The sequence below is a fragment of the Streptomyces kryoterrae genome, from assembly GCF_054072135.1.
Genome location: NZ_CM133358.1, coordinates 2,847,961 through 2,870,745 on the forward strand (window position 1 = coordinate 2,847,961; position 22,785 = coordinate 2,870,745).

21 protein-coding genes and 2 tRNA genes are annotated in these 22,785 nt (G+C 71.2%); 9 read left to right on the forward strand and 14 right to left on the reverse strand.

Translation table 11 applies throughout. From position 1 onward, the window contains the following. Nucleotides 1–28: 28 nt before the first annotated feature. On the reverse strand, nucleotides 29–2,266 hold the full coding sequence (gene recG, locus ACW4TU_RS11900) for an ATP-dependent DNA helicase RecG (RefSeq protein ID WP_457427369.1): 2,238 nt from the start codon (nucleotides 2,264–2,266) through the stop codon (nucleotides 29–31). 172 nt (nucleotides 2,267–2,438) lie between these two features. Between recG and ACW4TU_RS11905 the strand changes: the two genes are divergently transcribed. Both ACW4TU_RS11905 and ACW4TU_RS11910 read left to right on the forward strand, forming a co-directional pair. Then, nucleotides 2,439–4,292: an HSP90 family protein gene (locus ACW4TU_RS11905; protein ID WP_457427371.1), complete on the forward strand. Its 1,854-nt coding sequence runs from the start codon at nucleotides 2,439–2,441 to the stop codon at nucleotides 4,290–4,292. Next, on the forward strand, nucleotides 4,289–7,252 hold the full coding sequence (locus ACW4TU_RS11910) for a tetratricopeptide repeat protein (RefSeq protein ID WP_457427373.1): 2,964 nt from the start codon (nucleotides 4,289–4,291) through the stop codon (nucleotides 7,250–7,252). Before ACW4TU_RS11905 ends, ACW4TU_RS11910 begins: the two co-directional genes overlap by 4 nt. A gap of 213 nt (nucleotides 7,253–7,465) precedes the next feature. On the opposite strand, the gene ACW4TU_RS11915 is transcribed toward ACW4TU_RS11910, so the two are convergent. Continuing rightward, nucleotides 7,466–9,190, reverse strand: coding sequence for a DAK2 domain-containing protein (locus ACW4TU_RS11915; RefSeq protein WP_457427375.1), 1,725 nt, complete (start codon nucleotides 9,188–9,190; stop codon nucleotides 7,466–7,468). Between the two features lie 277 nt (nucleotides 9,191–9,467). Between ACW4TU_RS11915 and rpmB the strand changes: the two genes are divergently transcribed. Beyond that, the gene (gene rpmB / locus ACW4TU_RS11920) at nucleotides 9,468–9,653 is read left to right on the forward strand and encodes a 50S ribosomal protein L28 (RefSeq protein ID WP_006376789.1); all 186 of its coding nucleotides are present in this window, start codon (nucleotides 9,468–9,470) and stop codon (nucleotides 9,651–9,653) included. 111 nt (nucleotides 9,654–9,764) lie between these two features. On the opposite strand, the gene thiD is transcribed toward rpmB, so the two are convergent. Then, the gene (gene thiD, locus ACW4TU_RS11925) at nucleotides 9,765–10,556 is read right to left on the reverse strand and encodes a bifunctional hydroxymethylpyrimidine kinase/phosphomethylpyrimidine kinase (RefSeq protein ID WP_457427377.1); all 792 of its coding nucleotides are present in this window, start codon (nucleotides 10,554–10,556) and stop codon (nucleotides 9,765–9,767) included. Further along, nucleotides 10,553–11,518 carry a thiamine-phosphate kinase gene (locus tag ACW4TU_RS11930; protein WP_327697919.1) on the reverse strand — a complete coding sequence of 322 codons (966 nt, stop codon included), beginning with the start codon at nucleotides 11,516–11,518 and terminating at the stop codon, nucleotides 10,553–10,555. Before ACW4TU_RS11930 ends, thiD begins: the two co-directional genes overlap by 4 nt. Before the next feature lie 217 nt (nucleotides 11,519–11,735). On the opposite strand from ACW4TU_RS11930, the gene ACW4TU_RS11935 reads away from it, so the two are divergent. Both ACW4TU_RS11935 and ACW4TU_RS11940 read left to right on the forward strand, forming a co-directional pair. Continuing rightward, nucleotides 11,736–11,969, forward strand: coding sequence for an Lrp/AsnC family transcriptional regulator (locus tag ACW4TU_RS11935; protein WP_006376792.1), 234 nt, complete (start codon nucleotides 11,736–11,738; stop codon nucleotides 11,967–11,969). 20 nt (nucleotides 11,970–11,989) lie between these two features. Further along, entirely contained in the window at nucleotides 11,990–12,490 is a 501-nt protein-coding gene (locus ACW4TU_RS11940) for a DUF3515 domain-containing protein (RefSeq protein WP_457427380.1), read from the forward strand. A gap of 108 nt (nucleotides 12,491–12,598) precedes the next feature. On the opposite strand, the gene ACW4TU_RS11945 is transcribed toward ACW4TU_RS11940, so the two are convergent. Genes ACW4TU_RS11945 through ACW4TU_RS11955 form a run of 3 tightly spaced genes read right to left on the reverse strand, consistent with a single transcriptional unit; the run spans nucleotide 12,599 to nucleotide 15,737 of the window. Beyond that, nucleotides 12,599–13,756, reverse strand: coding sequence for a D-alanine--D-alanine ligase family protein (locus tag ACW4TU_RS11945; protein WP_457427382.1), 1,158 nt, complete (start codon nucleotides 13,754–13,756; stop codon nucleotides 12,599–12,601). A gap of 59 nt (nucleotides 13,757–13,815) precedes the next feature. After that, a complete protein-coding gene (locus ACW4TU_RS11950; RefSeq protein ID WP_457427384.1) occupies nucleotides 13,816–14,826 on the reverse strand; it encodes an NAD(P)H-dependent glycerol-3-phosphate dehydrogenase in 1,011 nt (336 codons plus the stop codon). Then, entirely contained in the window at nucleotides 14,823–15,737 is a 915-nt protein-coding gene (locus ACW4TU_RS11955) for a lysophospholipid acyltransferase family protein (RefSeq protein ID WP_457427386.1), read from the reverse strand. The genes ACW4TU_RS11950 and ACW4TU_RS11955 overlap by 4 nt, the downstream gene beginning before the upstream one ends. Nucleotides 15,738–15,951: 214 nt before the next feature. Between ACW4TU_RS11955 and cofC the strand changes: the two genes are divergently transcribed. After that, the gene (cofC, locus tag ACW4TU_RS11960) at nucleotides 15,952–16,590 is read left to right on the forward strand and encodes a 2-phospho-L-lactate guanylyltransferase (protein WP_457427388.1); all 639 of its coding nucleotides are present in this window, start codon (nucleotides 15,952–15,954) and stop codon (nucleotides 16,588–16,590) included. Nucleotides 16,591–16,599: 9 nt separating this feature from the next. Continuing rightward, nucleotides 16,600–16,821, forward strand: a complete 222-nt coding sequence (locus ACW4TU_RS11965) for a hypothetical protein (protein ID WP_457427390.1) — start codon at nucleotides 16,600–16,602, stop codon at nucleotides 16,819–16,821. A gap of 114 nt (nucleotides 16,822–16,935) precedes the next feature. Here ACW4TU_RS11965 and ACW4TU_RS11970 read toward each other — a convergent pair whose 3' ends face one another. The 4 genes from ACW4TU_RS11970 to leuC form a co-directional block, all read right to left on the reverse strand. Further along, the gene (locus tag ACW4TU_RS11970) at nucleotides 16,936–17,589 is read right to left on the reverse strand and encodes an HU family DNA-binding protein (protein ID WP_457427392.1); all 654 of its coding nucleotides are present in this window, start codon (nucleotides 17,587–17,589) and stop codon (nucleotides 16,936–16,938) included. 138 nt (nucleotides 17,590–17,727) lie between these two features. Then, nucleotides 17,728–17,958 (reverse strand): SCO5555 family protein, encoded by a 231-nt coding sequence (locus ACW4TU_RS11975; RefSeq protein WP_457427394.1) that lies wholly within the window; start codon nucleotides 17,956–17,958, stop codon nucleotides 17,728–17,730. Between the two features lie 266 nt (nucleotides 17,959–18,224). Next, nucleotides 18,225–18,818: a 3-isopropylmalate dehydratase small subunit gene (gene leuD, locus ACW4TU_RS11980; protein ID WP_457427395.1), complete on the reverse strand. Its 594-nt coding sequence runs from the start codon at nucleotides 18,816–18,818 to the stop codon at nucleotides 18,225–18,227. Nucleotides 18,819–18,824: 6 nt separating this feature from the next. Beyond that, complete coding sequence (gene leuC, locus ACW4TU_RS11985; RefSeq protein WP_457427397.1) at nucleotides 18,825–20,255, reverse strand: 3-isopropylmalate dehydratase large subunit; 1,431 nt, start codon at nucleotides 20,253–20,255, stop codon at nucleotides 18,825–18,827. Between the two features lie 193 nt (nucleotides 20,256–20,448). On the opposite strand from leuC, the gene ndgR reads away from it, so the two are divergent. Next, nucleotides 20,449–21,165 carry an IclR family transcriptional regulator NdgR gene (gene ndgR / locus ACW4TU_RS11990; RefSeq protein WP_164418275.1) on the forward strand — a complete coding sequence of 239 codons (717 nt, stop codon included), beginning with the start codon at nucleotides 20,449–20,451 and terminating at the stop codon, nucleotides 21,163–21,165. A gap of 73 nt (nucleotides 21,166–21,238) precedes the next feature. Here ndgR and ACW4TU_RS11995 read toward each other — a convergent pair whose 3' ends face one another. After that, on the reverse strand, nucleotides 21,239–21,763 hold the full coding sequence (locus tag ACW4TU_RS11995; protein ID WP_457427399.1) for a DUF4188 domain-containing protein: 525 nt from the start codon (nucleotides 21,761–21,763) through the stop codon (nucleotides 21,239–21,241). A gap of 99 nt (nucleotides 21,764–21,862) precedes the next feature. Here ACW4TU_RS11995 and ACW4TU_RS12000 point away from each other — a divergent pair, with 99 nt between their 5' ends. Then, nucleotides 21,863–22,504 carry a MerR family transcriptional regulator gene (locus ACW4TU_RS12000; protein ID WP_457427401.1) on the forward strand — a complete coding sequence of 214 codons (642 nt, stop codon included), beginning with the start codon at nucleotides 21,863–21,865 and terminating at the stop codon, nucleotides 22,502–22,504. Between the two features lie 93 nt (nucleotides 22,505–22,597). Here the strand turns inward: ACW4TU_RS12000 and ACW4TU_RS12005 are convergent. Both ACW4TU_RS12005 and ACW4TU_RS12010 read right to left on the reverse strand, forming a co-directional pair. Then, nucleotides 22,598–22,670, reverse strand: a tRNA-Glu gene (locus ACW4TU_RS12005). A gap of 43 nt (nucleotides 22,671–22,713) precedes the next feature. Next, nucleotides 22,714–22,785, reverse strand: a tRNA-Gln gene (locus ACW4TU_RS12010).

Consider the following 22,785-nt stretch of genomic DNA (forward strand, 5'->3'; position numbering starts at 1 on the left):
CCCCGCGCCCCTTCAGGGCACATCCGCGTCACCCCTTGTCCAGGTACTGCTCCCTCTCCTCGTCCAGGAGCGCGTCCAGGGCCGTACGCAGGCCCGGGAGGTTCTCCAGGTCCGGGTCTGCGGCGACCACGGCCGCCGCCTCCTCCCTCGCCTCCGCGATGATCTCCTCGTCCTCGATGACGGTGAGCATCCGCAGCGAGGTGCGGGCGCCGGACTGGGCCTGCCCCAGGACGTCGCCCTCACGGCGTTGTTCCAGGTCGATGCGGGACAGTTCGAAGCCGTCGAGGGTGGCGGCGACGGAGTTGAGGCGCTGGCGGGCGGGGCTCGCCTCGGGCATCTCGCTGACCAGGAGGCAGAGACCCGCGGCCGAGCCGCGGCCGACACGGCCCCGGAGCTGGTGGAGCTGGGACACGCCGAAACGGTCGGCGTCCATGATCACCATCGCGGTCGCGTTGGGCACGTTGACACCGACCTCGATGACCGTGGTGGCCACCAGGACGTCCGTGTCACCGGCGGCGAAGCGGCGCATCACGGCGTCCTTGTCGTCGGGCTGCATACGGCCGTGCAGGATCTCGACCTTCAGCCCCTGGAGAGGTCCCCGGGCGAGCTGGTCGGCCACCTCCACGACGGCGAGCGGCGGGCGTTTCTCGGCCTCGTCCTCGGGTGACTTCTTCTTGCCGGCCTTCTTCGGGTCGACGGGTTCGTCGGCGTCATCACCGATCCGGGGGCAGACCACGTACGCCTGATGCCCCTTGCCGACCTCCTCGCGCACGCGCTCCCACGCGCGCGCCAGGAAATGGGGTTTGTCCGCGGCCGGGACGACATGGCTGGCGATGGGCGAGCGCCCTGCGGGGAGCTGGTCCAGGACCGACGTCTCCAGGTCACCGAAGACCGTCATGGCCACCGTGCGCGGAATCGGCGTGGCCGTCATCACGAGGAGGTGCGGGGGCTGTTTGCCCTTGCCGCGCAGGGCGTCCCGCTGTTCGACGCCGAAGCGGTGCTGTTCGTCGACGACGACCAGCCCGAGGTCGTGGAACTGGACCTTGTCCTCGATCAGCGCGTGCGTGCCGATCACGAGCCCCGCCTCGCCGGTGACGAGGTCCAGCAGCGCCTGGCGGCGGGCGGCGGTGCCCATGGAGCCGGTCAGGAGGACCACCTTGGTGGCCCGGTCCGCGCCGCCGAGCATTCCGCCCTCCGCCAGCTCCCCCATCATCTCGGTGATCGACCGGTGGTGCTGCTGGGCGAGCACCTCGGTGGGCGCGAGCATGGCGGCCTGACCGCCCGCGTCGACGACGGCGAGCATGGCGCGGAGGGCCACCAGCGTCTTCCCGCTCCCGACCTCCCCCTGGAGCAGCCGGTGCATCGGGTGTTCCGCCGCCAGGTCGTCGAAGATCTCCTTGGAGACCTTCTGCTGGCCCTCGGTGAGGGTGAAGGGGAGTTTCGCGTCGAAGGCGGTGAGGAGGCCGTCCGGGGACGGTCTGCGGGGGACCGCCGGGAGTTGGGCGTCCGCGTGGCGGCGGCGGGCCAGGGCGACCTGGAGGACGAACGCCTCGTCCCACTTGAGACGGGTGCGCGCGTCCTCGATGTCCGCCTTGGTGTGCGGCCGGTGGATCTTCAGGAGGGATTCGGGGAGGGAGGCCAGGCCCCTGCCCTCCCGGAGGGAGGGGGGCAGCGGGTCGACGGCCTCCTGGGCACTGGGCAGGACCGTCTGCACCGACTTGGCGATCTTCCAGGACTCCAGTTTCGCGGTGGCCGGGTAGATCGGGATCAGGGCGCCCGCCCAGGAGTCGACCGTCTCCGTCGCCTCGTCGGTGTCGCCGCGCAGCAACTCGTACGCCGGATGGGCCAGCTGGAGGCGGCGGTTGAAGACCGAGGCCTTGCCCGCGAACAGCGCGCGGGTACCGGGGAGGAGTTCCTTGTGGGGTTTGTGGACTCCGTGGCCGAAGAAGACCAGTTGGAGCCGGCCGCTGCCGTCCGTGATGGTGACTTCCAGGCGCTGGCCCTTGCCCCGGGGGGCCTTCGAGGACGCGAAGGTGTGCAGCCGCGCGTCGGCCACCTGGGCGACCACCGTCACGTGCTCGTCCATGGGGAGGTCGGCCAGGTGGGTGAGCTGGCCTCGCTCCTCGTACCTGCGCGGATAGTGGTGCAGGAGGTCGCCGACGGTGTGCAGGCCGAGGTGCTCGGCCATCACCTTCGCGGTGGCGGGGCCGAGCACTGACTTCAGCGGCTGTTTCAGTGGTTCTTCCAGTGCGGGCACGAGATCCATTGCACACCACGCCACTGACATTGCCGTATACATACTGGGAATCCGCTGGTCAGACGGCTCGTTCCGGGCCTAGGATGGCGCGCCCCAGGCCATCCCCGCGGTCACCGCCTCACCGGGACCGCCCGACCCCGCGCCGTCGCCAGAACCTGGTCCCCCCTCCGGCGCTGCGACGATGGACTCCCAGACCTCACAGTCATCCCAGGCACCCCAGTCACCGCATACGTTCCAGGTCGACCTGCGCGGCCTCGTGGACCTGCTCTCCCATCACCTCTACTCCAGCCCCAGGGTCTATCTGCGCGAGCTGCTGCAGAACGCCGTGGACGCGATCACCGCCCGGCGCGCCGAGCAGCCCGACGCCCCGGCGCGGGTGCGGCTGTACGCGGAGGGCGGCACCCTGCGGGTCGAGGACTCCGGGGTCGGCCTCACCGAGACGGACGTGCACAACCTTCTCGCGACCATCGGCCGCAGTTCCAAGCGGGCGGATCCGGGCGGCATCCAGGAGGCGCGTTCGGAGTTCCTCGGCCAGTTCGGCATCGGGCTGCTGGCCTGTTTCGTCGTGGCCGAGCGGATCAGGGTCGTCAGCCGCAGCGCCCGTACGCCGGACGCGCCGCCCGTGGAGTGGACGGCCGCGGACGACGGTTCGTACACCGTGCGTACGCTGCCCGACTCCGCCAGGCCCGAACCGGGCACGACCGTGCACCTGGTGGCGCGGCCCGGGGCCGGTGAGTGGCTCACCGAGGAGCGTGTGCTGGCGCTGGCGCGGGACTTCGGGTCGCTGCTGCCGTACGACGTGCGGGTGGGCGACGAGGCGGTCACCGATCTGCCGGCGCCCTGGAACCGTCCGTACCCGTCGCCCGTCACCCGGAGGGTGGCCCTCCAGCGGCACTGTCACGACCTGTTCGGGTTCACGCCGCTGGACTCGATCGACCTGGACGTGCCGCTCGCCGGGATCCGCGGGGTGGCGTACGTCCTGCCCTCGTCGGTGAGTCCGGCGCAGCGCGCGAGTCACCGGGTGCATCTGAAGGGCATGCTGCTCACCGAGCGGGCCGAACAGCTGCTGCCCGACTGGGCGTTCTTCGTGCGGTGCGTGCTCGACACGGACAGTCTGCGGCCGACGGCTTCGCGCGAGTCGCTGTACGAGGACGAGACGCTGGCCGCCGTACGGGAGGCACTGGGCGAAAGGATTCGCTCCTGGCTCACCGGGCTCGCCGCCGGGGATCCGGAGCGGCTGGCCGCGTTCCTGTCGGTGCACCACCTCGGGGTCAAGTCGCTGGCCAGGCACGACAAGGAGATGCTGCGCACGATGCTGCCGTGGCTCCCCTTCGAGACCACCGACGGGCGGCTGTCCCTGGAGGAGTTCGCGCAGCGGCACCCGGTGGTGCACTTCACGCGCACCGTCGAAGAGTACCGGCAGGTCGCGCCCATCGCGTCCGCGCAGGGCGTCGGCGTCGTCAACGGCGGCTACACGTACGACAGCGAGCTGATCGAGGCGCTGCCGTCGGTGCGCCCGGGGACCGTGGTCGCCGAGCTGGACGCCGACACCGTGACCGCGCACCTGGACGCGGTCGACCCGGCCGAGGAGCTGGCCCTGGCGGCCTTCCTGGGGACCGCGCGCGCCAGACTCGACCCCCTGGGGTGCGATGTCGTCCTGCGCGCCTTCCACCCGCTGTCGGTGCCCGCGCTGCACCTGGACGACCGGGCGGCCCGGCACGAGCAGGCGCGCGCGGAGGCCGAGGAGCGGGCCGACGACCTGTGGGCCGGCATCCTCGGCTCGCTGCGGGGCAGCGCCCCGCGCGCGCGGCTGGTGCTCAACCATCTCAACCCGCTGATCCGGAGGATCAGTTCACTGGAGGACCGGGAACTGATCGGCACCGCCACGGAGTCCCTGTACGGGCAGGCCCTGCTCATGGCGCAGCGCCCGCTGCGGCCCGCGGACTCCGCGCTGCTGAACCGTGCGTTCATCGGCCTCCTGGAGTGGGCCACCCACAGCGATCCCACGGAGCCCCCTGAGGACGGCCGGCGATGAGCGAGATCAAGGACTTCGACGCCCTCCGCGAGGCCATGGCGCTGAACTCGGAGCAGCCGGAGGGACCGGCCCGCAACGCGCGCGCGGAGCAACTGCTGGCCGAGGCCGAGAGGCTGAGCATCCCGCTCGCCGTGATCGAGGCGCTCGGGCACCAGCTGAAGGCCTACAACTACAGCTCCGAGAAGGACCGGATGTTCGTCCCCTTCGCGCGTCTGCTGCGCATGTGGGACGAGCGGCCCGAGGACTTCGACGAGTACGAGGTCCACACGCTGCACTGGGTCTTCAAGTGGATGACCACGGGCATGCTGGACCAGCCACACATCCCGCTGGCCTCCGTCGAGAAGTGGCTCGGCGAGATGGAGCACCGCTACCGGCTCGCCGGGCACTCCGAACGGGCCGTGCGCGGCGCCGAGTTCAGTGTGGCCGCGCATGTCGGCGACCTGCCGCGGGCCGAACGGGCGTACGCCGCCTGGCTGGCCGCAGACCGCGACAGCATGGCCGACTGCCATGCCTGCGAACTGCACAGCCAGGGCTGGTGGCAGGCCGAGCGGGGGGCGGACGCCGAGGCGCTCGACCTGTGGCGGCCGGTCCTGGAGGGCGAGTTCACGTGCGCCCACGAACCGCACACCGTCCTGGCGTCCTCGCTGGCCCCGCTGCTGCGCCTGGGCCGCCTGGACGAGGCCCGCGCGCATCACCTGCGGGGCTTCCGGCTGGTGCGGCCCATGGAGAGCATGCGGGCCGCGTACGCGGACCACGTCGAGTTCTGCGCGCTGACCGGCAACGAGGCGCGCGGCCTGGAACTCCTCTCGGAGCGCCCCGCGTATTTCACGGACTCCGGGCAGCCGCGCAGCCGGCTGGACTTCCTGGCCGCCGTGACCCTCCTCATGGACCGGCTGACCGCCATGGGTATGGGCGCCCAGTCGGTCCCCGGGCCGGCCGAGCGCGACTGGACCGCCCGCGAACTCGCCGTCCACGCGCGCGAGGAGGCCCTTTCCCTGGCCGCCCGCTTCGACCTGCGCAACGGCACGTCGTACGTCGGCGAGGGCATCCGCGCGCGTATGGACCAGGCTCCGCTGGTGGCCCGGCTGCCGTTGGGCGTGCGGGCGGCGAGGGGTGTCCCCGCGCCCCGCCGGGCGCCCGCGGAGTCCATGGTGACCGCGACGTCCGCGGACACCGCGGAGAAGCCGGCCGGCGCCCCGGGCGACCTGTCCGCGCTGCTCGCCGACGCGCGCCGGATGTCGGACGGGCTGCTTCCGCACGCCATGGAGGCGTGGGCGGCCGTCTGGCGGGCTGCCGAGGACGTGGACCTACCGGCGGCCGACCGGGCGGAGATCATCGATCACAGGGCCATGGAGGGCGGTCCTGAGGGCATCGCGCTCTTCGAACGGGCCGCCGAGCTGTACGCCGAGGCCGGCGACCCCGGCGAGGCCCTGGCCGCCCGCGCCCGCGCCGCGTACGCACGCGCCCTGGAGGGTGACATCGACGCGGCTCTGGCGGCCGTCTCCGAGCCGTACGAGGAGGTGCTCGCGCTCTACTCGGACGAGAGCACCGGCGTACGGCAGGCCGCGGCCGTCCTGATGGGGCGCGCCCGCATCCTCATGCGGCAGGTCGAGGAGGACGGCACCGACCAGGTCCTGGCCGCCGCCGAGAACGCCGTACGGGAGCTGCTGGCGCTCGTCGACGGGCACGCCGGGGACGATGTGCGGCTCGCCTCACGCGGCGCCGAGGCACAGGCCATGCTCGGGGAACTGGCGACGCGCACCGGGGACCTCGCGGGGGCCGCGGAGCTGTTCGCCCGGTCCACGGAGGCGTTCGTCGCGGCGGGCCTGCCGTGGTTCGCGGTGGAGTACGAGGCCCGGCTGGCCGGACTCGCCCACCACCTCGGAGACGTCGCCGGGGCCGAACGGGCGCTGCGGGGAGCCCTGGAGCACGGCGGGGCGTATCTGGAGGCGGCGGGCCAGGCCCAGCTGAACCTTCAGCTGGCCGAGATCCTCGGGGCGCGCGACGAGGTCACCGAGGCCGCGGACCGCGCCCTGGAGGCCGCGCACTGGGCCGACGAGGCGGGCGAGGGCCCGACCCTGGGCGCCTGGGCCCGGCATCTGCTCGGCGGTTTCCTGCTGCGGCAGGGCCGGTGGGCGGAGGCGGCCGAGGTGCTGGAGTCGGCGCTGCCCGACCTCGGCACCGAGACGCACGGCGACGGAGCGGTCGTACAGACACTGTGGTGGCTCGGCGACTGCCTGGGCGAGCTGGGCGAGCACCGTGAGTCCGCCGAACGCCGGCTGCGGGCCGCGGAGATCGCGCGGCACTGGCCCGAGCAGCAGGACCACGCGACCCTCGCCCACCTCGCCGCCGAGTCCCTCGGCCTCGCCGGGCTGCCCGGCGAGGCCGACCAGGCCTATGAGCGCGCCGGTGAGCTGTGGCGCTCGCTCGGCAACGTGCACGGTCTGGTGCGTGCCCTGCGCGCCCGCGCGTGGCTCGCGCTGCGCATGGAGGCGGGCCTGGACGGGGCCCGGCAGCGGATGGCGGAAGCGGTCCGGGAGTGTGCGCAGGCCCTGTCCGAGGCGGAGGACCTGGAGTCCCGTGAGCAGCTCGGCGCCGAACTCGCCCACACCCACCGCCAGTTCGGCGACCTGCTGGCCCGCTCCGCCGCCGAGGACGCCGAGGACGGCGCGATCGAGGCCGCGTTCGAGACGGCGCTGGCCCAGATGACGAAGGCGATCGCCGTGTTCTCCTCCCTCGGCGAGGAGGGCCTGCACGGCCGCACCGGCGCCGAACTGGCCGCCGGCTGGCTGGAGGCGGACCTGAGCCGCCCGTCGGAGGCGGCGGCACGCGCGCGTGGGGTGCTGCTCGCGTACGAGGCCTATGAGGACTCCGGCGAGGAGGAGGCCGAAACGGTGGAGTCCCGGCGGGCGGAGGCGGAGCAGATGCTGCAGCTGATGGAGGAGCAGGAGGCCGAGTAGCCGGCCCTTCCTTCGCCCCCGCCGCCCCTACCCGTCCCTCCCCCAGAGGGGGTACCCCCATCGGGGGCGCTGCCCCCGAACCCCCGCTCCTCAAACGCCGGAGGGGCTGGATAGTCAGCCCGTCCGGCGTTTGAGGACGAGCGCGTTCAGCGCGACAGGGGGTCTGGGGGCGCAGCCCCCAGGGATGGGACGGGTAGGGGCGGCGGGGGCGATTCACTCCACCCCGATGAGCAGCAACGCCCCCTGCCGACCACCCTGGTACACCACCGTGTCGACGGCCAGATATCCCTCCCGCACCCGCGCTTCGAGATGCGCCGCGATCGCCTCGGGCGCCTCGTCGCCGAGGACGAGGGTGACCATCTCACCGCCCGCCTGGAGCATGCGGTCGATGACGGCCTCCGCGGTGGCCGTGACGTCCGAGCCGATCACGGCGACGTCGCCGTCGATGAGGCCGAGGACGTCCCCGGTCTGACAGATGCCGGCCATCGTCCAGGACTGCCGTTCCGCGACGGCGAGTTCGGCATACCGGGTCGCACCCGCCGCCGAGGTCATCGCGACGACGTCCTCGTCGAACCGGCGTTCCGGTTCGTGCACGGCGAGCGCGGCGATGCCCTGGACCGCCGATCGGGTCGGGATCAGGGCCACGCGGATGCCCTCCGTGCGGGCCTGTTCGGCCGCCGCGGCGGCGGTGTGGCGCAGGTCGGCGTCGTTGGGCAGCAGCACGACCTCGCGCGCGTGGGCCCGCCGCACGGCCTCGACGAGCTCCCCGCTCGCCGGTGGCTCCCCGGGCCGGGCGAGCACGGTGGTGGCGCCGGCCTCGCCGTACAGCCCGGCCAGCCCCTCCCCGGGCACGACGGCCACGACGGCCCGCTGCACCCGCTCCCGGGGCGGACGCCCGCCGCCGGTGTGGACGTCACCGACCCCGAAGTGCGTGATCCGGATCCGGTACGGCCGCCCGGCCTCGACGCCGGCCTCCACGGCGGCGCCCGCGTCGTCGACGTGGACATGCACGTTCCACAGTCCGTCGCCCCCGACCACCACGAGCGAGTCCCCGAGCCGGTCCAGCCGCTCCCGGAGCCGGTCGACGGCCGCGTCCCCGGCCTCCAGGAGGTAGATGACCTCGAAAGCGGGCCCGGAGACGTCGTCCGCGCACTCGTCCGGTCCATCGGGGGCCGGCGCCTGGTGCACCTCCGGCCGAACCGGCACACGCACGCGTGCCGCCCCCGCTGGCCCCGTCGCGCCACCCCCCGGCGCTTCCCCCGTGAACGTCTCCACCAGCGCCCCGAGCACCGCCACCAGTCCCCGCCCGCCCGCGTCGACCACGCCCGCGCGCCCCAGGACGGCCAGCTGGCCCGGGGTGGCGGCCAACGCGGCCGAAGCGCCCTCGTACGCGGCTCGGGCCACCGTCCCGCAGTCGCCCTGGGCCTCCGTCGCGGCGTCGGCGGCGGCCGAGGCGACCGTGAGGACCGTCCCCTCGACCGGGTGGGCCACGGCCTGCCGGGCGGCGTCGGCCGCGTGCCGCAGGGCCAGGCACAGGCCGGGGCCGTCGATGCGGGCGCTCTCGCCGTCCGCGTCGGCGGCCAGCACCTGGGCCATACCGCGCAGCAGCTGCGCCAGGATCGTGCCGGAGTTGCCGCGCGCCCCTATCAGGGCGCCGTGGGCCATCGCCCGGGTCGCGTCGGCCAGCGTAGGAACCGTAGGAGCCCCGGGGGTACCACCCGGCCCGGCCCCTGCCTCATGCCCCGCGAAGGCGGCCTCGACCGCCGCGCACGCCGACTCCAGCGTCAGATACAGGTTGGTGCCGGTGTCCCCGTCGGCGACCGGATAGACATTGATCGCGTCGATCTCCTCGCGCGCCCGCCCGAGCGCGGCCAGCGCGAGTCCGCACCAGGTGCGCACCGCGAGAGCATCGAAGAACGTCTGCGGCACCTGCGGCACCTGCGCCTCCCTGAGCTGCTGAACGTGGCACGCAGCGTAGACCCCGGGTGAATGCCGGGTGGCCCGGGGCCTGGAGTGAAGCCCTGATCAGCCATGGTAGTTTCGTTGTACTGGCGCAGTCGTTGTATGCTGCTCCGGTTGCCCGATCGAGAAGGCCATCCCAGATGGTCGTCGTACATCGGGCCTTCTCCCTGGCACTGCCACTCAGATCCTCTGATCCTGATCCCGGCGTGCCGGGATCAACCCGTAAGAGCATCTGAAGTCTTTGGAGTGACCCGTGGCTGCCAACTGCGACGTCTGCGGCAAGGGGCCGGGCTTCGGCAACAGCATCTCCCACTCGCACCGCCGTACACCCCGTCGCTGGAACCCGAACATCCAGCGCGTACGTACCGTGGTCAGTGGGACGCCGAAGCGCGTGAACGCTTGCACCTCGTGCATCAAGGCCGGCAAGGTCTCGCGCTGACGATCAGCTAGCGCGCGGCCACTGCTGGTTCGCTGCACAGAGCCGGTCCACCTCGGTGGACCGGCTTTTTGCCGTACCCGCCGGCGGACTTGATGCCGTCTGCACAGTTGTCTACGTGCGAAACCGCCACCCGTGATCCACCGGCCCGATCCCGCTCCCCAGCGCGAACCCGGCCGCGATCGCCCCAGTGACGTACTCCTTCGCCGCCGCCACCGCCTCCGGTACCGTCCGGCCCTTCGCCAGCCCCGACGCGATGGCCGACGCCAGCGTGCAGCCCGTGCCGTGCGTGTGCCGGTTGTCGTGGCGCGGGGCGCGCAGCCAGTACTCCTCGGACCCGTCCGTGAGCAGGTCGACGGCCTCACCCGGCAGATGGCCGCCCTTGATCAGCGCCCACGTCGGCCCGTACGCCAGCACGGCCGCCGCGGCCTCGCGCAACTGCTCCTCCGACTCGACCCGTACGCCCGTGAGCTGGGCCACCTCGTCGAGGTTGGGGGTCGCCACGGTCGCCACCGGCAGGAGTTTCGTGCGTACGGCATCCAGTGCGGACGCGGCCAGCAGCGGATCCCCGTGCTTGGAGACGCCCACTGGGTCGACGACCACCGGCACGTCCGTCGCGGCGATCAAGGCGGCTACCGCCTCGACCAGTTCGGCCGAGGCGAGCATCCCCGTCTTCACCGCGTCCACGCCGATGTCGTCGACGACGCTGCGGTACTGGGCCCGCACCGCCTCCACCGGCAGCTCCCAAGCGCCCTGTACACCCAGGGAGTTCTGCGCCGTGACCGCCGTGAGCACGCTCATGCCGTGCACCCCGAGCGCCAGCATCGTCTTCAGGTCGGCCTGGATCCCGGCACCCCCGCCGGAGTCGGAGCCCGCGACCGTCAGGACGCGCGGGGGCGCGGTCACGACTCGATGTCCGCGAAGTGGTCCCAGCCGCCCTTGCTGGTCCACGGCGCCCCGTCGACCGTCACCTGGGGCAGCGCCGACGGGTTGAGGACCTCGCCGATCACCTTCCAGCGGGCGGGCAGCTTCACGTCCGGCGGGAAGGTCGCCACGATCGCGTGGTCCTCGCCCCCGGTGAGCACCCACTGCATGGGGTCGACGCCGACTGCCTGCCCGATGTCGTTCATCTGGGTGGGGATGTCGATGGCGCCCGAACGGATGTCGATCCGGACCTTGCTGGCCTCCGCGATGTGCCCGAGGTCGGCGATCAGCCCGTCGCTCACGTCACACATCGCGGTCGCGCCGAGACCGGCCGCCGCGGGGCCCGCGTGGTACGGCGGTTCGGGGCGCCGGTGGGCCTCGACGAAGGCGCGCGGCGAGCGGAAGCCGCGCGAGAGCACCGCGTGTCCGGCCGCCGACCAGCCCAGCCAGCCCGTCACGGCGACGACGTCACCGGGCCGGGCGCCGCCCCGGATGACCGGCTCGTGGTTGCGCAGATCGCCGAGCGCGGTGATGGAGACCATGATCGTGTCCCCTCGTACGACATCACCGCCGACCACGGCGGCGCCCGCGACCTGGGCCTCGTCCCGCAGACCGTCCATCAGTTCGACGGGCCAGGTGACCGGGAGCTCGGCGGGGACGACCAGGCCGAGGAGCAGTGCGGTCGGTACGGCACCCATGGCGGCGATGTCCGCGAGGTTCTGGGCGGCGGCCTTGCGGCCCACGTCGTACGCGGTGGACCAGTCGCGGCGGAAGTGCCGCCCCTCCAGGAGGATGTCGGTGCTCGCCACGACCCTGCGGTCGGGCGCGGCGACCACGGCGGCGTCGTCGCCGGGGCCGACCCGGACCGCCGGGGTGGTGGTGAGCCGGGAGGTGAGCTCCCTGATGAGCCCGAACTCCCCCAGTTCGCCCACAGTGCCCTTCATAGTCGTACGTCCCCTTCTGGTGCTGTCCCCGTTGCTGTCCCTGCCCGGTCGCGAGGTCCGGAGGACCTCTGTACGGTCGAGGTGACCGTCAACCTGTGCTGCGTGTGCACCCCTGTGCGGGTTCCCGGTCGCCGCGGGTCTCCCCGTGGCGCGTGGCGACGCGATACCGTGGCGTTCCTTTTCCCCACATGATCCTCGTGGCCGCCCTGGAGGTTCCGTGGTACAGGCGTACATCCTGATCCAGACCGAGGTCGGTAAGGCGTCGACCGTCGCCGAGACGATCAGCAAGATCCCGGGAGTGACCCAGGCCGAGGACGTGACAGGACCGTATGACGTGATTGTGCGCGCCCAGGCCGACACCGTGGACGACCTCGGCCGCATGGTGGTCGCGAAGGTCCAGCAAGTGGACGGCATCACCCGCACTCTGACCTGCCCGGTGGTGCACTTGTAGCCCCCGTCTAGCCTGTGCCGGTGAACTTCTTCCGTCACCGGCCGCTCGCTCTGCCCGCGCTCGCCCTGTTGATCGTCGTCACGGGCTGCTCCTCAGCAGACGACAGCGCCGCGGTCACGGTTCCCGAGCCGGACGGGAAGGCCACGAAGCTGTGCCGGAACCTGGACAAGGCGCTGCCGGCGAAGGTGGACGGCCTCGGCCGCGACGACCCCGAGCCCCGGTCCGCACTGACCGCGGGCTGGGGCAGCCCGGCGATCATACTGCGCTGCGGTGTCGTACGGCCGCCCAAGATGACGGACCCCAAGGTCGCCACCGGTGCGGATCCCGATGCGGTGGGGGGTGAGGTGAACGGGGTCGGGTGGCTGATGGAGAAGCGGGACGACGGGTCGTCCCGCTTCACCACCTCGTCGCGGCTTGCCTATGTCGAGGTGACGGTCCCCTCCGGGAGGGACACCTCGGGGGCCCTTGTCGATCTGGCTGCCGCCATCAAGAAGACGGTGCCTGAGGGGATCGCCAACTAGGCGTCGAAGGGGGTCTGTTGCGTTGTCGAGTACCGGTTCGCCGTGGCTTGTCGCGCCCACGCAGCGGAGCTGCACATCGCATACGGCCCCGCGCCCCTGTGGGGCGCCTTACCTCAGGCCCGTTGAGCGGCGCAGCGCCGCCTGCACCAGCCGATCCACCAGCTCGGGGTAGTTCACTCCCGTCTCCTGCCACATCCTCGGGTACATGGAGATCGGGGTGAAGCCGGGCATCGTGTTGATCTCGTTGATGACGAACTCGCCGTCCTCGGTGAGGAAGAAGTCCGCGCGGACCAGGCCCTCGCAGGAAGCCGCGTCGAAGGCCTCGACCGCGAGGCGGCGGACCTCCGCGGTCTGCTCCTCGGTGAGGGGGGCGGGGACGATGCCGTCGGCCGAGTCGATGTACTTGGCCTCGAAGTCGTAGAAGGCGTGCGCCTGCACGGGCGGGATCTCGGCGGGTACGGAGGCACGCGGACCGTCCTCGAACTCCAGCACCCCGCACTCGATCTCGCGCCCGCGCAGCGCGGCCTCCACGATGATCTTCGGGTCGTGCCGCTGGGCCTCGGCGATCGCCTCGTCGAGGCCGCTCAGCTCGTCGACCTTGGTGATACCGAAGGACGATCCCGCGCGCGCGGGCTTCACGAACAGCGGCCAGCCGTGCTCGCCGGCGAAGTCGATGATCTTCTTGCGGGCGGCCGACTCGTCGCGCTCCCACTCACGCGGCCGGATCACCACGTACGGGCCCACCTTGAGGCCGAACGACGTGAACACCCGTTTCATGTACTCCTTGTCCTGGCCGACGGCCGAGGCGAGCACGCCCGCGCCCACGTACGGGACTCCGGAGAGCTCCAGCAGACCCTGGAGGGTGCCGTCCTCGCCGTACGGGCCGTGCAGGACGGGGAAGACGACGTCCACCTCGCCGAGGGCCTTGGGCACCGATCCCGGTTCGCTGTAGACGACTTCGCGGTTCGCGGGGTCGACGGAGAGCACCACGCCGCCCTCGTCCGACTCGGCCAACTGGTCGACGTTCGGCGCCTTGCGGTCGACGATCGCCATGCGCTCCGGTTCGTCCGCGGTGAGCGCCCAGCGGCCGTCCTGGGTGATGCCGATCGGCAGGACGTCGTACTTCGTCCGGTCGATGGCACGCAGCACGGCGCCGGCGGTGACCACGGAGATCCCGTGTTCGGAGCTGCGACCGCCGAAGACAACGGCCACGCGCGGCTTGCGGGACGGCTGCTCGGGACTCTGGGGGAGGTTCTCGGTGCTCATATCGGGTTGAGGGTACCCGGTGGCAGTGCGCTGAGTCAGCGCCCGCAGACCCCTGTTGCTCAGCGTCGTTCGGGCTTGGCGCTGCGCGACATCAGTTCCTTGAGGGCCACGACGGGCGGCTTGCCCTCGTGCACGATACCGACGACCGTCTCCGTGATCGGCATGTCGACGCCGTGCCTGCGGGCCAGATCCAGCACGCTCTCACAGGACTTGACGCCCTCGGCGGTCTGCTTGGTGATCGCGATGGTCTCCTGGAGGGTCATGCCCCTGCCGAGGTTGGTGCCGAAGGTGTGGTTGCGGGAGAGGGGCGAGGAGCAGGTCGCCACCAGGTCGCCCAGGCCCGCGAGTCCGGCGAAGGTGAGCGGGTCGGCGCCCATCGCGAGGCCGAGGCGGGCGGTCTCGGCGAGGCCGCGCGTGATGAGCGAGCCCTTCGTGTTGTCGCCGAGGCCCATGCCGTCGGCGATACCGACGGCCAGCCCGATCACGTTCTTGACCGCGCCGCCGAGTTCGCAGCCGACGATGTCGGTGTTCGTGTACGGGCGGAAGTACGGGGTGTGGCAGACGCTCTGGAGGCGCTGGGCCACGGCGTCGTCCGTACAGGCGACCACCGCGGCGGCCGGCATCCGGGCGGCGATCTCCCGGGCGAGGTTGGGGCCCGTGACGACCGCGATGCGGTCCTGGCCCACCTTGGCGACGTCCTCGATGACCTCGCTCATCCGCATCGCGGAGCCGAGTTCGACGCCCTTCATGAGGGACACGAGGACCGTGCCGGGGGCGAGCAGGGGCGTCCACTCGGCGAGATTCCCGCGCAGGGTCTGCGAGGGGATGCTGAGTATCGTGAAGTCCGCGTCGCGCGCGGCCTGTGCCGGGTCCGTGGTGGCGCGGAGGTTCTCCGGGAGTTCGACACCCGGGAAGTAGTCCGGGTTCGTCCGCGTGGAGTTGATCGCCTCGGCGAGTTCGGGGCGGCGGGCCCACAGAGTCACCTCGCAGCCGGCGTCGGCGAGCACCATGCCGAAGGCGGTCCCCCATGATCCAGCGCTGAACACCGCCGCCTTGACCCGCTCGCTCACTTGCTCTGCCCCTCTTCCTGAACTTCCCGTACTTCTGCCGATCTTTGTACCGCTGCTTCGTGCACTGCCACTTCCTGTACCGCTGCTTCGTGTACTGCCGACGACCGCGCTCCCGGCCCTTCACCCGCCGCCTCGGCGGCGGCTCTCGCACGCGCGTCCAACGCGTCCTGCGCCTCTTCCGCGGCCGTGCGGCGGCGCTGCTCGATCCGCTCCTCGCGCGGGTCGTAGGGAGTATCGGGCGCCTTCTCGCCGCGGATCTCCTCCAGCAGGCGGGTGACTGCGGCCATGATGACCTCCGTCGCCTCCTTGAGGAGGTCGGGGCTCATCTCCTTGCCGTAGAACCGCGTCAGGTCCACGGGCGGGCCGGCGAGGACGTGGTGGGTCTTGCGCGGAAGGACGTTGAGCTTCCCTGCGTACGGTGGCAGCAGTTCGTTCGCGCCCCACTGGGCCACCGGGATCACCGGGCACCTGGTCTGCAGGGCGACCCGGGCGGCGCCGGTCTTGCCGGTCATGGGCCACTGGTCCGGGTCGCGGGTGATGGTGCCCTCGGGATAGAAGACGACGCATTCGCCGCGCTCCACGGCGGCGATCGCGGCGCGGAAGGCGCTCAGCGCGTCGGTGGTCTCGCGGTAGACGGGGATCTGTCCGGTACCGCGCATCATGGTGCCGACGAATCCCTTCCCGAAAAGCCCGCTCTTCGCCAGGAAACGCGGAACGCGACCGCTGTTGTACTGGTAGTGCGCGTACGCGAAGGGGTCCGCGTGCGAATTGTGGTTCACCGCGGTGATGAATCCGCCCGCCGCCGGAATGTTCTCCATTCCGCGCCAGTCCCGGTCGAGCAGAACCACCAGCGGCGGTTTGCAGATGACCGCGGCGAGGCGGTACCAGAAGCCGATTCTGCGGCGGGGCACGCGGGACACCTTCCTCTAAGGCCTGGACCAGGACCTCTGCCGGTGGACCGGGGGCCGCACAAGTGTCGCCCCGGGCTTCCGGTCTGTCGAGAACACCGTACGCCCCGGCACCGACACCGCCGGATGGGCTTTGATGACAGCCAGGTGACAATGGTTGCGGCCGGGAGAGCGCCGGAAGAGCAACCGGGGTTGACGAGGGAGGGACGGAACGCGCGTGCGGTGGACAGTGGTCATACCCCTCAAACCCCTGGCTCGGGCCAAGAGCAGACTCGCGGACACCGCCCACGACGGACTCCGCCCCGGGCTCGCCCTGGCCTTCGCCCAGGACACCGTGGCAGCGGTGCTCGCCTGCGCGGCGGTGCACGATGTGGTGGTCGTCACGAACGACGCCCTGGCCGCCCGTGAGCTGGCAGCCCTGGGGGCCGCGATCGTCTCCGACGAGCCCCTGGGCGGCCTGAACGCCGCTCTGGCGCACGGAGCGGCAGCCGTACGGACTCGACTGCCCGACAGCCCCGTAGCGGCCCTGAACGCCGATCTGCCGGCCCTGCGCCCCCTGGAACTGGCCCGCGTCCTGGACGCCGCCGCCGAATTCCCGCGCGCTTTCCTCGCGGACGCGGCCACTGTCGGCACCACTCTGCTGACCGCCCGCCCCGGTCAGGAATTGCTTCCGCATTTCGGTCCGCATTCCCGAATCCGCCATCACGACTCCGGCGCCGTGGAACTCGGACTCACCTCGGTGAATTCCGTACGCCAGGACGTGGACACCGGCGACGATCTGCGGGCCGCGCTCGCCCTGGGGGTGGGGACACGGACGGCGACCGCCGTCGAGGGCCTGCTGATCGCGGGCCAGTAGGCTGCCGCCATGCAGGCGACCGCGTACACGTACGACGCCGGGACACGCAGCGGCAGTGTGCTGCTCGACGACGGCACCCCCGTTCCCTTCGACGCGCCGGCGTTCGACGCGGGCGGGCTGAGGCTGCTGCGGCCCGGACAGCGGGTGCGCATCGAGGTCGAGGGGCCCGAGGCAGCGGACGGGGCCGGGGGCACCCCCCGGATCACGCTCATCACCCTGCAGACCTTCTGACGTACCGGCCTACCGGCCGAGCGGCCTTCCGAGCACGTACCGAAGGGGGCCGGACACGCCGCGGGCCGGACTCCCTGAGGGAGTCCGGCCCGGCGCGTGGGTGCCCCTGCGCCCCTACTTGGTGCGGGCGGTGGCCTTCTTGGCGGTGGTGGTGCGGGCCGCCGACTTGCGGGCCGGGGCCTTGGTCGCAGCCGTCGCCTTCTTGGCCGCCGGGGCCTTCTTGGCGGCGGTCTTCTTCGCCGTGGCCGTGGTCTTCTTGGCCGCCGCGGTCTTCGCGGTGGTCTTCTTGGCCGTGGTCTTCTTGGCCGTCGCCGTCGTCTTCTTCGCCGGCGTCGCCTTCTTGGCCGTCGCGGTCGTCCTCTTGGCCGTCGCCTTCTTGGCGGTGGTGGCCTTCTTCGCCACGGCCTTCTTGACCGTCGCGGCGGCACCGCCGCCGGTCAGGCTGCCCTTGGGCGCCTTCTTGACCGCGACCTCGCCGCCACGGGGGAGCTTCTTCGAGCCGCTCACCAGGTCCTTGAAGCCCTGGCCCGCGCGGAAGCGGGGGACGGAGGTCTTCTTGACCCGAACCCGCTCACCCGTCTGCGGGTTGCGGGCGTAACGGGCCGGACGGTCGACCTTCTCGAAGGAACCGAAGCCGGTGACCGAGACCCGGTCCCCACTGACCGTCGCGCGGACGATGGCGTCCAGGACCGCGTCGACCGCCTCGGCGGCCTGCTGACGGCCACCGACCTTGTCCGCAATGGCTTCTACGAGCTGCGCCTTGTTCACGTCTTCCCCTTCGGAGACATTGCCAGAACGAAAGTGTTCAAGCCTTTTCGCACGTTAGGCAGATATATACCGCAAATCAAACACGAAACGGGCTAATCACCCTTGTGCCGCAACGAACTCGGGCTGTCACGGAGTTCCTCAGTGGCCCTCGTCGGGGATTCGACCCTCGTCGAGGTCCGCCGTGAAGCGTTCCAGCCGCCTTGTCGCATCGGCGAGATCGTGCTTGGCCGCGGCCGTAATGACCAGCAGCTTCCGGGTCAGCGCCATCCGTACGCCCTCCGGGACTTGCAGTGCGCGCACTGTTGTGTGCGCTTCCTTTAGTTGGGCCGCGACCGCCGTGTAGAGCTCGAGTTGGCCGTCGTGTTCCATGCACAGATTGTGCCATCTGGGGCGAGTTGTCGCCTGCTCAGGGGGCAACTGCTGCCTCAAACGGCCTTTCGCGTCCACCTGGGAGTCGCGATGTCAAGACCCGGGTACCCCATCAACACCCTTTCTAACATGGGAAGTTGAGAGGTCCATGCGTGGTGCGCGAGAGGGTCCGGGAACAGAAACAGCTGTACCCCCAATCGTGGCGATCGGGGGTACAGACGGGGTGTTGCCGTGGCCGAAACCCTACTTGCGAAGGGCCTTGCGGCTCAGACCTTGAGCGTCCACGGCTTGTGCGAGGGCCGCTTCGCCTCGTACGCCGAGATATCGCCCTCGTTCTGCAGGGTGATGGAGATGTCGTCCAGCCCGTTCAGCAGCCGCCAACGGGCGTTCTCGTCGAGCTCGAAGGCCGCGGTGATGCCCTCGGCGCGCACCTCACGGGCCTCCAGGTCGACCGTGATCTCGGCCTGCGGGTCGTTCTCCGTGAGCTCCTGGAGCGAGTCCACGATCTTCTGCTCCAGAACCACCGTGAGCAGGCCGTTCTTGAGCGAGTTGCCGCGGAAGATGTCGGCGAAGCGCGACGAGATGACGGTCTTGAAACCGTAGTTCTGCAGTGCCCAGACGGCGTGCTCGCGCGAGGAGCCCGTACCGAAGTCGGGGCCCGCGACCAGGACCGTCGCGCCCTTGCGCTCGGGCCGGTTGAGGACGAAGTTCTCGTCCTTGCGCCAGGCCTCGAACAATCCGTCCTCGAACCCGTCCCGCGTGACCTTCTTGAGCCAGTGAGCAGGGATGATCTGGTCGGTGTCGACGTTGCTGCGGCGCAGCGGGACGGCCCGGCCGGTGTGCGTGGTGAATGCTTCCATGACTGATCAGACTCCAGCGGGCGTACGGGCGTCGGCGTCGGACAGGTCGGCCGGGGAGGCCAGGTGGCCCAGTACGGCCGTCGCGGCGGCGACCTGCGGCGACACCAGGTGCGTACGGCCGCCCTTGCCCTGCCTGCCCTCGAAGTTGCGGTTGGAGGTGGACGCGGAGCGCTCACCGGGGGCCAGCTGGTCGGGGTTCATGCCCAGGCACATCGAGCAGCCCGCGTGCCGCCATTCGGCGCCGGCCTCCTTGAAGACCACGTCCAGGCCCTCGGAGACGGCCTGCAGACCGACCCGCACCGAGCCGGGGACGACCAGCATCCGTACGCCGTCGGCGACTTTGCGGCCCCCGACGATCTCGGCGGCGGCACGCAGGTCCTCGATCCGGCCGTTGGTGCACGAACCTACGAAGACGGTGTCCACCTTGATGGAGCGCAGCGACTGCCCGGCCTCCAACCCCATGTATTCCAGGGCCTTTTCGGCAGCGAGGCGCTCCGAAGCGTCTTCGTACGAAGCGGGGTCGGGGACGTCCGCCGAAAGCGGCGCGCCCTGACCGGGGTTGGTGCCCCAGGTGACGAACGGCGACAGCGCGGCGCCGTCGATGACGACCTCCGCGTCGAATTCCGCGTCGTCGTCGGTGCGCAGCGTCTTCCAGTACTCCACCGCCGCGTCCCAGTCCGCGTCGGCGGGCGCGTGCGGGCGGCCCTTCAGGTACTCGAAGGTGGTCTCGTCGGGGGCGATCATGCCCGCGCGGGCGCCGGCCTCGATCGACATGTTGCAGATGGTCATCCGGGCCTCCATCGAGAGCTTCTCGATGGCGGGGCCGCGGTACTCCAGGATGTAGCCCTGGCCGCCGCCCGTACCGATCTTCGCGATGATGGCGAGGATCAGGTCCTTGGCGGTGACGCCGTCGGGCAGTTCGCCGTCGACCGTGATGGCCATGGTCCTGGGGCGGGCCAGCGGCAGCGTCTGGGTGGCCAGCACATGCTCGACCTGCGAGGTGCCGATGCCGAACGCCAGCGCGCCGAAGGCGCCGTGCGTGGAGGTGTGGGAGTCGCCGCAGACGACGGTGGTGCCCGGCTGGGTCAGCCCCAGCTGCGGTCCCACGACGTGGACGACACCCTGCTCGACGTCGCCCAGCGGGTGCAGCCGCACCCCGAAGTCGGCGCAGTTCTTGCGCAGCGTCTCCAGCTGGACCCGGGAGACCGGGTCGGCGATGGGCTTGTCGATGTCGATGGTCGGGGTGTTGTGGTCCTCGGTCGCGATGGTGAGGTCGAGGCGCCGCACCTTACGGCCGTTCTGGCGCAGACCGTCGAAGGCCTGCGGGCTGGTCACCTCGTGCAGCAGGTGCAAGTCGATGAAGAGGAGGTCGGGCTCGCCCTCGGCGCGCCGGACGACGTGGTCGTCCCAGACCTTCTCCGCGAGTGTCCTACCCATCGCTTTCCCTCCGGCCGGCCGGTGCGGGCGCCGGCCCATCTAGATAGAGATCCTGTGGAGGCGACCGCCCGTACCCCTTGTCCGGGCGACCACCGCCGGGCCCGTGGTCTGCGAGCCGCTGTGCCTTCCAGAGTGGCGCGTTCCACCGGAAAATGAACTTGCGTTTCACAGAGTGAGACGCGAGTATCGTTGCATGGACAACAGTAGCGGCGTCGGCGTTCTGGACAAGGCAGCCCTTGTCCTGAGCGCTCTGGAGTCCGGTCCGGCCACCCTCGCGGGTCTGGTCGCGGCGACCGGACTGGCACGGCCCACGGCACATCGTCTCGCCGTGGCACTGGAACACCACCGCCTGGTGGCGCGCGACATGCAGGGCCGTTTCATTCTCGGCCCCCGCCTGGCGGAACTGGCGGCTGCCGCCGGCGAGGACCGCCTCCTGGCGACCGCCGGCCCGGTGCTCACCCATGTCCGCGATCTGACGGGCGAGAGCGCGCAGCTCTACCGCCGCCAGGGCGACATGCGCATCTGTGTCGCCGCGGCCGAGCGTCTCTCGGGCCTGAGGGACACGGTCCCGGTCGGCTCGACGCTCACGATGAAGGCGGGCTCGTCGGCCCAGATCCTGATGGCGTGGGAGGAGCCGGAGCGCCTGCACCGCGGTCTCCAGGGCGCCCGTTTCACCGCGACAGCGCTGTCGGGCGTACGACGCCGGGGCTGGGCCCAGTCCATCGGCGAGCGCGAACCGGGCGTCGCCTCGGTCTCCGCCCCCGTCCGGGGCCCGTCGAACCGCGTGGTCGCCGCCGTGTCGGTCTCCGGCCCCATCGAACGCCTGACCCGCCACCCCGGCCGCATGCACGCCCAGGCGGTCATCGACGCGGCGGCCCGCCTCTCGGAGGCCTTGCGCCGCACGAGCTGACCCCGGGCGCCAAGGTCAGAGAGGGTCGGCCTCAACGCCGCGGCAGACCTTCACCGACGAACACGCCCGCTCTTCACGGGCGTGGGGCTGTGTCGATCTGCGGCTCCGTCCGATGCGCGAACCGCTCCTTGCCGGACCGCCCCCGCCGCTCCACCGGCAGTACCCCGTGCGCCGCCGCCAGCCCATAGGCCGGCATGTCCGCGTAGATCGACTCGTAGGACCCCTCGGGCACGACATACGTCTCGTGCCACAGCCCCACATGCTGCCGGACCTTCCCCTCCCGCTCCTTGCGGTTGAGCCTCGCCCACGCCTGGTGATGGAACATGTCCGACGCCGCGGCGTAGGTGTACAGCTTCTCCTTGGACTCCCAGTACTGGACGACGTAGTACGTGCGTGGCGACGCCGTCAGCAGGACATGCTTCAGCAGCCCGCGTGAAGGATCCTTCGCCAGCTCCCGCAGCATCCGCGGCATGGCCGCGAACACCGGGAACCAGTGGTGCACGGCCCAGAAGTGGTTGATGCGCATCCCGATGAGCAGAACGACGACATCCCCCTCGGCTGCCGCTGTCGTACGACCCGCGTTGGGCTTCACGAACATGGGACCTCCCCGGTCGGGACTGCGCACCCCGTTGGCTAGCGGCACTATCCGACCACCGCGTGCTTGGATCGTGCCGTCGTCCGAGGAAAGGCGCAAGGCATGCGGCTGGCAGAGTTGAGCGAGCGCAGCGGGGTGGCCACCGCGACCATCAAGTACTACCTGCGCGAGGGCCTGTTGGCGCCCGGACGGCAGATCAACACGACGACCGCGGAGTACGACGAGGAGCATCTGCGCCGGCTGCGACTGGTACGCGCGATGATCCAGGTGGGCCGTATCCCCGTCGCCACCGCCCGTGAGGTGCTCGGCCACGTCGACGACGAGTCCCTGGGCCGCACGATCCGCCTGGGCGCGGCCCTGTGGGCGTTGCCGCAGGGCGCCGAGCCGGACGAGGAGGACCCTGCCGTGGCCGCCGCCCGCCGGGAGGTGGACCGGCTGCTGGTGAGTCTGGGCTGGGAGACCGCGCGCGAGCTGAGCCCCCTCTCCCCCGTGCACCGCTCGCTGGTGGTGGCGGTGGCCGCGCTGATCCGGCTGGGGTACTCCTGGGACGCCGAACTGATGGCGCCGTACGCGGAGTTGATGCACCAGGTGGCGAGACGGGACCTGGACTATCTGGAGACGCACGCGTCGGACGCGGAGCGGGTCGAGACGGCGGTCGCGGCGACCGTGCTCTTCGAACCGGTGCTCACGGCTCTGCACCGGCTGGCCCAGGAGGAGGAGTCGGCGCGGCGGTACGGGCTGTAGGCGGGTGGCTGGGCAGGTGGCCGCAGCCCGGCTGCACATGACCGCACACGCAAAGCGGCCCTCCGCCGAAGCGGAGGGCCACCGTGCCTGACGTACCCCCGACCGGATTCGAACCGGCGCTACTGCCGTGAGAGGGCAGCGTGCTAGGCCGCTACACAACGGGGGCGAGGATCTTGCAGGCGCTCAAACCATAACGCCGCAGATCTGAGCTGGTCTACCTGGACTCGAACCAAGAATGACGGTACCAGAAACCGTAGTGTTGCCAATTACACCATAGACCA